Source organism: Lactobacillus sp. Sy-1 (assembly GCF_019303535.1).
GTDB lineage: Bacteria > Bacillota > Bacilli > Lactobacillales > Lactobacillaceae > Nicoliella.
The window spans coordinates 167,981-180,525 of sequence record NZ_JACCIU010000001.1; the positions used below are offsets into that span (position 1 = coordinate 167,981).

Consider the following 12,545-nt stretch of genomic DNA (forward strand, 5'->3'; position numbering starts at 1 on the left):
TGCTTGATGGTAAATTCAATTAGAGATACTTTTAAGCTTAGTGATGGGAACGAAATTCCAATGGAGGGATTTGGAACCTATAAAATTAATGAACAAGATGATATGGATGCTGCAATCAAAATGGCTTATGAGGTGGGCTACCGCTTGTTTGATACTGCCCAATTTTATGGGAATGAAGCGGTTTTAGGCCAAGCCATCAAAAACGTTGGTTTAAACCGGAGTGACGTCTTCATCACTACTAAAATTCCGGAACCAAAACAGGGTTATGATTCCACCCTTAAAGCCGTGGATGAATCCCTTAGCCGACTTCAAACTGATTATCTTGACCTCGTATTAATTCACTGGCCAATTCATTCTGAATTTTTCAATACCTGGCGCGCATTAGAAGATGCTAAGGCTGCTGGCAAGATCAGATCCATTGGGGTCAGCAATTACCACCGGACCCACTTGGAATTCCTTAAAACCCAAGCTCGAGAGATGCCAGTTGTAAATCAAATTGAAGACCATCCCTACCTAAGTCAACCAACAATGGTTGATTTCAATAAGCAATCCGGCATTTTAACCCAAGCCTGGAGTCCCCTCGGGCGCGGAGCAGTCCTAAATGATCCAGTCATTGCAAAGATTGGGGCTGCTCATGATAAGTCAACCGCTCAGGTAATTTTAAGATGGCACTTACAACGTGGTGTCGCAATCATTCCTAAGTCCAACAAACCAGAACGGGTAAAACAAAATGCTGACATTTACGACTTTACCCTCTCAGATGAAGAAATGAAATTAATTAACGAACTAAATAAGAACCAAAGAACTGGTGATGATCCAGAATTAGTGTACGAATTGGAACACCAGTACCATTAAAAAGATGTCTTTTTAGACCGCTTAAACTAAAAAACGATTCGGCAACCATTGAAGGTGCTGAATCGTTTTTTTAATTAGTGAATATAAATTGTAATGAAAGTTATTAATCCAAAAATAACTCCCGGAATATTCGAAATAATTAGTGGCCAATCACGGTATGTCTTAGCCCATCCATAGTAAACCCAAAGGGATGCATTAATTGTCGCAATCGCATATTGAATTGGTGAACCAGGCTGCCCATTTAGATTAGAGATAATCTGGGGGAAATAAAAAATATACATTAGTGAACAGGTAACGATTGCTACCTTACTCAACATTTTTAGCCGCTTAACCTTTTTTTCAGAGACCTGCTTGCGCTTGTCTTTTGGGACATAGTTGTCTACTTTCAAGTAATAATCCTCCCCTCTGGGAAACAAGTTTAAATCATATATAGTTTAATTATAACATAATTTCCCATTGGGCTGAAATAGCTATTGTTTGATGTGCACTGAATCGTCAACAACTTCACCGTGGTCAGTAAGATCCATTCCTTGTTCTTCTTCTTCTGCGGTCGCTCTCATTGGTGTAATTAATCCTACTAACTTAGCAATAACAAACGCTGCAATTGCAACGAATACAATTGTAAATAGGGTTGCGCCAATTTGAACTAGCACTTGGTGAGCACCGCCACCGTAGAATAAACCGTTATCAGCAATTGATGGGTTCGCAAGCTTAGTTGCAAATAGTCCAGTAGCAATACTGCCAACCATCCCGCTAATTCCATGACAACCGAATGCATCTAAAGTATCATCCAGTTGAATCCGTGGTTTAACGTAATTAATGAATGCAAAACTAGCAATCGTAGCAATAATTCCAATCCAGAATGCTCCAGCAACGGTTACAAATCCAGTTGCGGGGGTAATTCCAACTAGCCCACAAAGGGTTCCTGTACAAACCCCCATCAAACTAGCCTGCTTGTTGAAAATCACATCCATGAAGAACCAGGTCATCATGGAAGCCCCAGTTGCTACCGTAGTGGTAACTGCTGCTTGCATTGCAACGTCGTTCATTGCTAATGCTGATCCAGCATTAAATCCGTACCACCCAATCCAAAGGAGCGTAGTCCCAATCAAAACTAACGGAACACTGTAAGCTTGAATCTTCTTGCCATAATTGAGTCGCTTCCCAATCAACTTAGCTAACACGAACGCAGTAACCCCTGCGTTAATGTGAATAACAGTTCCCCCTGCAAAATCAAGGGTACCCATCTTAGCTAAGAATCCGGTTGGACTCCAAACCATATGTACCATTGGGTAGTAAACAACAATTGACCAAACAAAGATAAATAGTAAAATAAACTTCATTTTAGTTCTTCCAACAATTGCCCCAATAAATAATCCTGGGGTAATTACCGCAAACATCATCTGGAATAACATGTAAACCCCAGTTGGAATTTTCGTTGGCTGAAGGGAGTTCAAATCAAGCCCACTTAAGAAGAAGTGCTTGAAGTCTCCAATAAATGCTCCGTTTCCAACAAATGAAAATCCATAACCAAAGATCACCCACATTAAGGCAACCATTCCAGTCATGATGAAAACTAAGAACATAGTATTAACAACATTCTTCTTGGAAACTAAACCACCATAGAAAAATGCTAACCCGGGGGTCATTAATAACACTAGTATTGCAGAAATCAATACAAAGACCGTACTTCCTAAACTCATCACAATCCACATCCTTTTTCTTTATGTTAGATATTATAACACCATTTTTTTGATTTAGCACCACTAATCTAATAAAAAATTTAAGGAATTCAATGGTAATGTTACAAGAAGTAACATAAAAGCGGATTACTAACCATTAATTGGCTAACAACCCGCTTAATTTAACTGAATTTAATTATTGAATTTCGATATGCGTATTCTTTTTATCGTTAACGCGCTTTGGTAAGGTAATCTTCAAGATTCCACCATCGTAGCTGGCAGAAATCTTAGAGTCATCAATACCAGGAATGTAGAACGAACGCGCAACATTACTTGAAGAACGTTCACGGCGCAAGACGTTACCTTGCTTGTCACTATCTTCCTTGGTTAAATCATGAACAGCGTGAACGCTAAGTGTGTCATCATTATAATCTAGCTTAATGTCATTTTTCTTAAAACCTGGTAATTCTGAATCAACTTCATAGTTATCATTATTTTCAACAACATCAGTCTTCATTTGATTACCTGACACAGAAGATAAGAAGCTCTTACCGAAGTTCCCAAAGAACGCATCCATTGGATCCAAAGCAGCATCAACATTTCTTAAATCGTTTGTCATAATCATAAGACTCCTTTTGTCATTAAATTGTTTATTTGTAATTGATTATCTCGTAACCTTAATTACATTATCTATGATAGTATGTTTATTTCAGAATTCAAACATTTAGCACTCTAATATTAACAGTGCTAAAATTAACCGATTTTTTGACCAGTGGCTTCAGCTAACTTTTTCAATGCTGCATCACGATTAGGAACCTTATCCATATCAAAAATAATGCTATCGATGTTTCCACCGACAAAGTCAAATTTTTCAACGTAAAGGTATGGATCATCGCTATCTTCATCCCGGAACTTAACGTCAAGGTTCTTTTCGAATGCAACCGCCCAAACGTCATCCTTCATCTTAGGAAAGTCCTTCTTAGTAATGTAGCCTTGGCTTTCAATTAGATCGATTCCCTTTTGAATGTCGCTATCTTCAAACCTCATTTCAGCTTCTCGTTTTTCATCTTCTGTTAGGTTGTCATTTTTTTGATCTGCCATAACAATTCCCCCTAATCGTTAAATTATTTATACGTCTCTAATGTAGCACTATTGTAGTAATTAGTTAAGAAAAGCGGTTCGTAATATCATATTTAATTTAAATCTTCATATTTTAGCTGTATAATAGAAACAATTATATAAATATATACTTAGATTCAGAAATGAGGGAACCTTATTGTCTAGTGGGATACAATTAATAATTATTCTGTTTACATTTTTCTTTGCCGCATTTTCCGTTGGAAGTGAATTTGCGTTGGTTCAGACCCGCCTTAGCTCCTTGGAAGACGACAAATCTAATGGAAAGGGTAATCCTAAGAAGTTAGACCGTCAAATTTACATGGTTACGCACCTTAATGATTATTTATCCACCACCCAAGTGGGTGTTTCACTTGCCGGAATTATCTTGGGGTGGATTGGTGAACCTTTCATCGATCACCTCTTATCAGATGTTTTGAATCTCGTTCATATCAATGAATCATCCGCACGGGGAATTAGTGTTATTATCGGGGTTGGATTACTAACTTACTTAGAAGTGGTCTTTACTGAAGTGGTTCCAAAGAACCTTAGTACTGATAAGCCACGACAGATGTTAGACATCGTTGCTGGTCCACTTCACTATCTGCACACGATGTTTTACCCATTCGTTTGGCTACTAAATGCTTCTGCTGGAGCAGTTGTTAAGATGATGGGAATTAAGATGGCAGATGAAAATGACGATACTTACTCACAAAACGAAATTTTAATGCTTTCTAAAAATGCCGTTCAATCCGGAGAACTGGAAAAAAATGATTATCTTTACATGCAACGGGCGTTTGATTTAAACGACAAGGTTGCTCGTGACATCATGGTTGACCGAACCCAACTAGTCGTTTTAGATATTAACTCCACTGTAAAACAGGGGTTACGCCTTTATCTTCAAATGAAATTCAGTCGGGTCCCAGTGGTTGCCAATGGCGACAAGGACCGAATTTTAGGTTACGTTTATAATTATGACTTGGTTCGTCAATCAAGAGTGGATCCTAATATTGGTATTGATAGACTTCTTCGTGATATTACCACCACGTCGGAAACGACTCCCATTACAGAAGTCCTTCAACAAATGATCAAAAATCGGGCTCCCATCGTTGTTGTTGTTGATGAATACGGGGGGACTTCCGGAATTATCACAGATAAGGATATTTACGAAGAACTATTTGGAACCGTCCGCGACGAAATTGATCCAGCGACGAATGAGTTCATCTTCAAGCAGCCTAAGGGAACCTATCAAGTTAATGGTAAGCTAACCACCTATGATTTTGAACGGTACTTTAATACCGATATCAAGGCCTTCGATAAGTCCGATATTGTTACGATTGCTGGTTTCATCATTGATAATTACGATGATTTAAAGGTTGGCAAGGTAATTAAGATTGTAAACTTCGAATTTAAGATTTTAGATTATGAAAACTCATTCATTAACTGGTTTGAAGTTACTAACTTAAACGAAGCCAAGCCTAAGATTCAAGAATCGACCCTAGATAAGGTTAAAAAAGGCGAAACAAACAAATAACAAATCTTAAAAAGCTAACTGAATTTTGAATTCGTTAGCTTTTTATTTCATTTTTAAATAAGGACCGTGATAATATTGAAAACAATTCAAGCCCGCTTCATTTCAATTAGTGGTAACACCCGTAGTTTTATGGACTCACTGGTTGACTATGCCAAGCAACAAAATGCTAATGATCCTAATTTACCACTATTTAAACCGGTTGAAATTAGTGACGTTACCGACCTAGCTGAAGAACCAGATCCATACTTCGCATTCGTCCCCACCTACTTAAATGGTGGAAATGGAATCGATAATGGCGTCAAGGAATTAATGACTAATTCGCTAGGGGAATACATCGGCTATGGTGATAATCACACCAAATGTCTTGGTATCATTGGGAGCGGCAATAAAAACTTTAATGAGCAGTACTGTCTTACCGCTAAAAGATATGCCCATGATTATGGATTCCCCTACTTGAATAACTACGAGTTACGTGGTAATTCAGCAGACGTAGAAAGAATTTATAACAGCATGGTCAATCGAATCAAGGCCGTTCAAGATGAATAAACGAAAAAAGATTTACTGACATTAAATGCCGGTAAATCTTTTATTTTTGATAGTGGGTATCCTTGATGGGAGTCCCACTAGAAATGACTGAAAGAATCTGATACTTGCCATTTTCACGTTGCATCACCGCAATCGTTTCAAACGTTTGGATATGAACTCGCTTTCCGTTGTCAAAACGGTAGGTCAAATTATACTTAACCTCGTATTGATTAGTGGAAGTGCGAGTCAAACTTTTCACCTGTGGTTCATAGTCAGAAGTGGAACCATTCTGTTGGAAGATAAGGCCAAGTTGATGAATGCTTTGATAAAAACGGTTTTCGTCACCACCAATAAAGAAACTTGCTAAGTCATTTTTAACATTCCCCCGATTAGTTAATTCACGAACCCTGGCGTACATCTCTTCGAGTGTTGACTGAGCACTAGCACTGGTAAGTAGCCGCGAGCCAATTTGGGGCTCAGTTCCAAGTAACGTAATCTGCTGCTTATTATCATTAGGGGTAATTTTAATCGGCTTAGTGGTAATCCCCTGATTCGATTCTTGATACTTTGCGTTAATGTATATTTCATCACTAGTTAAGTGATTTAGATTATAATTCCCATCAGAATCAGCATAGCTTAATACCTTCCCATTTAGCATTATTACCGCATAAGGTTTCGTTTTAATTTTAACCGCATAAGTATGTTTAGTAATTAAATCATTATTAATCACCACTTGATACTTCGGAAAAATGCCAAAATGGGTTCCAGTCTTTTGATATGTAAAGAAACCATCACTAGTATGGTTTCTAGAATTTAATTCTTTTTTTAAGTTTTCAACTAGTTTGGGGTTTGATCTAAAGTAACCATCTACTAATTTGGTAGAATCCTGATGATTATATTGAGAAACAAAATAGTGGTTCGAATTATAATTGGTAACACTTTTAACTACCCGATTTAAAGTAGCTGATCTTGAATAGTAATAATGGCCATAGCTATATCCGCCAACAATCAGGACTAATGCAACCGTTGCAAATGCCCATGCTTTTTTGTTCTTAAACGTCTTAAAGTCTAAGTCAATTTTTTTAGGATCGAGATTGGATCTACTGTATTCTTCAAGCCGTGGTTTAAAATTATTAAATTCATATAATTCAGACTTAGTAAACTCATCATCATCCTTGCCACTATTAAAGTACTGCTTTAAGTTAAATCCGCAGTAGTCGCAAAAAACGTTTTCAATGTCATTATTATGTCCGCACCGTGGGCATGCAACCCGTTGCTTAGTAACCATTGACTATCCCTCCCCCCTACTAAAAAGACTATAGATAGATTAATTATACTATAATTATTCAGATTTCTCATTCCGTTTTAAAATTTGGTTTCTAAATAAAACCAACCAAATTGCAACCACAATTAAAATAAACGAGAAGATAAATAACGAATTATAATTCAAGTATTCAACGAATGCACCCGCATAAAGAGGCCCAATTGCACGTCCCAGGGACATTGAAATGCTGAAAAAAGATTGGTAGAGTCCCTTTTGTGAATCACTAGCTAACGAATCAATCCAGGCTGGCAAGTCTGGAAACCCAATCATCTCGCCAATCGTTAAGAAGGCAATCGTTAAAATGAAACTAATGTAGCTTCGGTCAAAGACCAGGAATAAAAATGCGAGCCCAAAAATAAAAATCCCAACCGCAATTTGGCGATCAATTGCAAACTTTCGTCCAATTTTACTAACAATCGTTTGTCCAAATACAATCATAAGTCCATTAACCGTCCAAACAGAGCTGTATTCTTCAAATGACATTCCAAGCTGGGTCATATGAATTGGCATTACACTTTCCCAGATGGCATAGATTAAGTAAATACTAAAAATCAAAAAGCAGATGGCTAATAATAAGCCCATTGTTTTAGATTTGGTCTCATCAGAACTTTTGACCTGTCGATTATGATCATAGCCAGTAAAGTCAATGTTGAATAGCCGAATGGCCATCAATAATAAAATTAAGTAAAAACCAGCCGTTACAGTAAACACTGTAGTTACTCCATACTTTAGTAGGTAGCCAACCATTGCAGTTCCTAAAACCACCCCAATGTTTAAACCAACGTATAGCGTATTAAAAACGTACCGTGGGCTTTTGGATTTAATCGTTGATGCATAAGAATTGATTAAAGTTAAGCTAACCCCATCACCAAAGCCATGAACAACCAACAAAATGGCAAACGTTGGCCAACCATGAAAAAAGATTAATAATATAATTGAAACCGTGGAAATTAAAATGCTAATCAGTGCCGTCTTATATGCAGACCAGTGATCAAACAAGAAACCGCCGACGTAATTCCCTAGAATCATAAACATCGACATCAAAAAGAGAATCAACCCTGACTCAGTCAAAGAACGATGTAAATAATCATGCATGTACATTGTAGTTAACGGCCATAAACATGATGATCCTGCATTTAAAAGGGTGGTATAAACCAGAACTGATTTCATCCCCACTTCTTTTGGTTTTGCCATCTTATCACTCCATTTCTATCGTTAGGTGAAATTAATTTTAACAAAAAAACCACTCCAGTACTTACTGGAGTGGCCACAAAAGTCAAACAATCATTACTTAACCTTTGTAAATGAGTAGGTAGCAGTTGGTGCATTTCCAACCTTAACGCTAGCTAATTTATTATCACTAGTAACTAGGTAGAACTTATTCTTACTTACTAGCCGAATGTACATGGTACTAGTCTTACTAACACCCTTTCCACGATAAGTTAAAGTAATCACCTTACCGTCAACCTTCTTAATGTTGAACACGGCGTTGTTAAGTAACTTACTATCGTAAGTCTTGTTCTTGTAAAGGGTTTGATTAAATCCAGTATCGTTATCGAATTCCCAGAGCTGAGTATACTTACCGCTCGCACTGGACTTCCAACTACCCATCAAGTCACTTACCTTGGCCGTGGTTGCGCTACTGGAGCTACTGGATGAACTTGAAGAACTAGTGGCTGAACTAGCAGTTGCGGCACTACTGCTAGCGCTACTTGAACTAGTAGTTGAAGCGCTCTTAACCGTTACAATTCGATAGAAGTAGTTGTAAGAGTTATCAGCCTGTGCATAGACATATAATTTAGTATTTACAGAATACTTCTTAGGAAGCTTAATCGTGTACTTTCCCTTACTGTCAGAAGTAGTTGAAGCAACCTTCTTACTGTTATTTAGCTTAACGTAAACATTTACGTTCTTAGTAGCGGTTCCAGAAATCGTGGTGTCAGAGGTAGTAACATTTGGCACCTTAAGTGATGGTGTCTTGGTGTTGACCTTGGCAGCATTTACTCCAGCGCCCAGTGTAAACGCTGCAAGTACGAATGTACCAATTGTAAATAATAATGATTTTTTCATAGTGTTTCTCCTTTTACCATAATTATTCGATATCATTAAAAATCTAGTTACATCTATATTAATCATTTTTTCACTTAATAGCAATAAAAATAATTAAAATCGCCATTATATTATGTAAATTTAATTAATTTAAAATTGTTAAATTATAGAAAGATAGCGTTTACATATTATCAGTGTAAACCCTTTCTTTGATTTTACATGTGGTATATAATAAGCAACGTGTATTCTGTATGATAAATATTGAATTTATAATTTAAATCTAGGGAGTGTGACAGTATTGGCAACTGAACAAACTGCTTTGCTAACGCTTTTTGGTGCAACTGGTGACTTAGCTTCACGGAAGTTGTATCCTGCCCTTTTCAATTTATATAAAAAGGGAGAAATTAAGGAACATTTTGCATTAATCGGTACTGGTAGAAGAGAATGGGATGACGATAAATTTCGTTCCGTTGTTTCCGATTCAGTTAAAGGCGCTGCTGAAAATGATCAACAAGTAAGTGACTTTGCTAGTCATTTTTACTACAAGGCACACGATGTTACTAATCCTGAACACTACAAGGTATTAAAGGGATTAGCAGATCAATTAGATGCTAAGTACGGACTAAAAGGTAACCGAATTTTCTACATCTCATTAGCTCCTCGCTTCTTCAGCTTGGTTGCTAACAACTTAAAGCAACAAGATGTTTTCTCAGATAATGGCTTTAACCGTTTAATTATTGAAAAACCATTTGGTCATGACTTTAAGTCAGCTCAAGAATTAAACGATTCACTAAGTTCTGCTTTTGACGAAGATCAAGTATTTAGAATTGACCACTACTTAGGGAAGGAAATGGTTCAAAACATTGCCGCCCTTCGTTTTGGAAACCCAATGATTGAATCAGTTTGGAACAACAAGTTCATTGATAACGTTCAAGTTACCCTTGCTGAAAACATGGGGGTTGGTGAACGAGCTGGCTATTACGACACTTCCGGTGCCCTACGTGATATGGTGCAAAACCACATTATGCAAATCCTTAGCCTATTGGCAATGGATGAACCTAACAAGTACAAGGATACTGAAATCCGTGCGCAAAAGGTTAAGGCCCTTCAATCCCTTCACATTTACGACGAAGAAGAAGTGGCTAAGAACTTCGTTCGTGGTCAATACGGTGCTAAGGGGGCCCAAAAGGACTACCGTCACGAAGACAACGTCCCAGAGGATTCCAACACCGAAACATTCGTTGCTGGAAAGCTTGAATTCCAAAACAATCGTTGGGCTGGCGTACCATTCTACGTTCGGACTGGAAAGTTATTAGCTGATAAGTTCGCTCGGATTGACGTGGTATTCAAAAAACCTGCGCTTGATGACTTTGCACGTGCTAACGGGACCGATCCTCAATTAGTACCTAGTGTAATTACCATTAAGATCGAACCTGATTCTGGATTTGAAATGCAATTAAACAAAAAGCATGTCGGTCAAGGTTACACAACTGACAGTTTCAAGTTTACCCATGATCTCACTGATGCTGAAATGAAGGAAGTGCCACTTCCATACGAACGCCTAATCAACGACGCAATGAAGGGTGATCACACTAACTTTGCTAGTTGGGCTGAAGTTGGTCAAGCATGGAAGTTCGTTGATCAAATTGAAAAGCTTTGGAACAGTACTAAGGCTGATTTCCCTAACTACACTCCAGGGACAATGGGGCCTAAGGCTGCTGAAGAATTGCTCACTCGTTCCGGACGAAATTGGGCATTCAGAGCTGAAGATTAATGATTTGCATAAGTTAATTCACTTTTAACGCTCTAAATGTTAAAATAGAATTGTATTAAAATAAATAATAATATCAAAGTAAGCGTTTACGTTACTTGATGAATTCTTTTATAAAGGAAGGTTTATTTCAATGGCTGATCAAAAAGCAAATATTGGTGTTGTTGGGATGGCTGTTATGGGTAAAAACCTTGCCCTTAACATTGAAAGCCGCGGCTACACTGTAGGTATCTATAACCGTACTGGTTCAAAAACTGAAGAAGTTATGAAGGATCATAGTGACAAGAAGTTAGTTCCAAGTTACTCTGTGGAAGATTTCGTTAAATCACTTGAAACTCCACGTCGGATTCTTATCATGGTTAAAGCTGGTAAGGCTACTGATGCTGTTATCGATGAATTATTACCACTTCTTGATAAGGGTGATGTTTTAATCGATGGTGGTAACACTAACTTCCACGATACTATGGCTCGTAATGCTCGTCTAGATAAGTCCGGTATTAACTTTATCGGAATGGGTGTTTCCGGTGGTGAACTTGGTGCATTGCACGGTCCATCATTGATGCCTGGTGGTCAAAAGTCAGCCTATGACTTAGTTGCCCCAATCTTGGAAAAGATTGCTGCTAAAGCTGAAGATGGCAAGCCTTGTGTTGCTTACATCGGACCTAACGGTGCAGGTCATTACGTAAAGATGGTTCATAACGGTATTGAATACGGTGATGAACAATTAATCGATGAAAGTTATGACATTTTACGTCGGGTTGCTGGAATCGATATTGATGAACTTTCAAACATCTTTAAGGAATGGAACAAGGGTGAACTTAACAGTTACCTAATCGATATCACTGGTGATATCTTAAGCCGTAAGGATGACCTTGGTTCAGGTAAGCCAATCGTTGACTTAATCCTAGATGAAGGTGCTAACAAGGGTACTGGTAAGTGGAGTTCAGAAGATGCTTTAGCATTAGGTGTTCCTCAATCAGTTATCACTGAATCAGTTTACGCTCGTTTCATCTCAATGCTTAAGGATGAAAGAGTTGCTGCTTCAAAGATTCTTCCAAAGCCAGGTCTCAAGTTAGACTTTGATAAGAAAGAACTTGTTGAAAAGGTTCGTGAAGCACTTTACTTCGGTAAGGTTATGAGTTACGCACAAGGTTTCGAACAATTACGTTTTGCTTCCGAAAACTATGACTGGGATCTCAAGTTTGGTCAATTAGCTCAAATTTGGCGTGAAGGTTGTATCATTCGTGCACAATTCTTACAAAACATTACTGATGCCTTTGAAAAGGATCCTAAGTTAACTAACTTACTATTAGACCCTTACTTTACTGACATTGCTAAGAAGTACCAAGACTCAGCTCGTGAAGTTGTTGCACTTGCTACTAAGGCTGGTATTCCAGTACCTACCCTTTCAGCAGCTGTAGCATACTACGATTCATACAGAACTGAAGTTCTTCCTGCTAATTTACTACAAGCTCAACGTGACTACTTCGGTGCTCACACTTACAAGCGTGTAGATCGTCCAGGTACGTTCCACTACCCATGGTACAAGGAACAATAAAATTTAACTATGAATTTAAGAAGAAATACCGTCATCGGTATTTCTTTTTTTATTTTTTATTAATTTATAAGCATTATAAATTAATTTCGATTTAAATCGGTGTAATATATAAGTGAATATAAATTGAAAGG

General features: G+C 37.8%; 12 protein-coding genes. 5 read left to right on the forward strand and 7 right to left on the reverse strand.

Annotation, left to right across the window (positions count from 1 at the left end):
• Positions 1-6: 6 nt before the first annotated feature.
• Complete coding sequence (locus HZL42_RS00740) at positions 7-855, forward strand: aldo/keto reductase (protein WP_219053818.1); 849 nt, start codon at positions 7-9, stop codon at positions 853-855.
• Between the two features lie 74 nt (positions 856-929).
• Here HZL42_RS00740 and HZL42_RS00745 read toward each other — a convergent pair whose 3' ends face one another.
• The 4 genes from HZL42_RS00745 to HZL42_RS00760 form a co-directional block, all read right to left on the reverse strand.
• On the reverse strand, positions 930-1,244 hold the full coding sequence (locus HZL42_RS00745) for an SWEET family sugar transporter (protein ID WP_255552510.1): 315 nt from the start codon (positions 1,242-1,244) through the stop codon (positions 930-932).
• 81 nt (positions 1,245-1,325) lie between these two features.
• Positions 1,326-2,558: an ammonium transporter gene (locus HZL42_RS00750; RefSeq protein ID WP_219053819.1), complete on the reverse strand. Its 1,233-nt coding sequence runs from the start codon at positions 2,556-2,558 to the stop codon at positions 1,326-1,328.
• A gap of 175 nt (positions 2,559-2,733) precedes the next feature.
• On the reverse strand, positions 2,734-3,156 hold the full coding sequence (locus HZL42_RS00755) for an Hsp20/alpha crystallin family protein (protein WP_219053820.1): 423 nt from the start codon (positions 3,154-3,156) through the stop codon (positions 2,734-2,736).
• A gap of 134 nt (positions 3,157-3,290) precedes the next feature.
• Entirely contained in the window at positions 3,291-3,638 is a 348-nt protein-coding gene (locus HZL42_RS00760; RefSeq protein ID WP_255552511.1) for a hypothetical protein, read from the reverse strand.
• Positions 3,639-3,813: 175 nt separating this feature from the next.
• Between HZL42_RS00760 and HZL42_RS00765 the strand changes: the two genes are divergently transcribed.
• On the forward strand, positions 3,814-5,187 hold the full coding sequence (locus HZL42_RS00765) for a hemolysin family protein (RefSeq protein WP_255552512.1): 1,374 nt from the start codon (positions 3,814-3,816) through the stop codon (positions 5,185-5,187).
• Positions 5,188-5,259: 72 nt separating this feature from the next.
• The gene (gene nrdI, locus HZL42_RS00770) at positions 5,260-5,733 is read left to right on the forward strand and encodes a class Ib ribonucleoside-diphosphate reductase assembly flavoprotein NrdI (RefSeq protein ID WP_219282817.1); all 474 of its coding nucleotides are present in this window, start codon (positions 5,260-5,262) and stop codon (positions 5,731-5,733) included.
• Positions 5,734-5,773: 40 nt separating this feature from the next.
• On the opposite strand, the gene HZL42_RS00775 is transcribed toward nrdI, so the two are convergent.
• The 3 genes from HZL42_RS00775 to HZL42_RS00785 form a co-directional block, all read right to left on the reverse strand.
• Positions 5,774-7,000, reverse strand: coding sequence for a zinc ribbon domain-containing protein (locus HZL42_RS00775; RefSeq protein WP_219053821.1), 1,227 nt, complete (start codon positions 6,998-7,000; stop codon positions 5,774-5,776).
• A 54-nt stretch (positions 7,001-7,054) separates the two neighbouring features.
• A complete protein-coding gene (locus tag HZL42_RS00780) occupies positions 7,055-8,230 on the reverse strand; it encodes an MFS transporter (RefSeq protein WP_219053822.1) in 1,176 nt (391 codons plus the stop codon).
• 93 nt (positions 8,231-8,323) lie between these two features.
• Entirely contained in the window at positions 8,324-9,106 is a 783-nt protein-coding gene (locus tag HZL42_RS00785) for an Ig-like domain-containing protein (RefSeq protein ID WP_219053823.1), read from the reverse strand.
• Positions 9,107-9,383: 277 nt separating this feature from the next.
• Here HZL42_RS00785 and zwf point away from each other — a divergent pair, with 277 nt between their 5' ends.
• Together zwf and gndA are read left to right on the forward strand one after the other, a co-directional pair.
• The gene (gene zwf, locus HZL42_RS00790) at positions 9,384-10,859 is read left to right on the forward strand and encodes a glucose-6-phosphate dehydrogenase (RefSeq protein WP_219053824.1); all 1,476 of its coding nucleotides are present in this window, start codon (positions 9,384-9,386) and stop codon (positions 10,857-10,859) included.
• Positions 10,860-10,989: 130 nt separating this feature from the next.
• Positions 10,990-12,414 (forward strand): NADP-dependent phosphogluconate dehydrogenase, encoded by a 1,425-nt coding sequence (gene gndA, locus HZL42_RS00795; protein WP_219053825.1) that lies wholly within the window; start codon positions 10,990-10,992, stop codon positions 12,412-12,414.
• Positions 12,415-12,545: the final 131 nt, after the last annotated feature.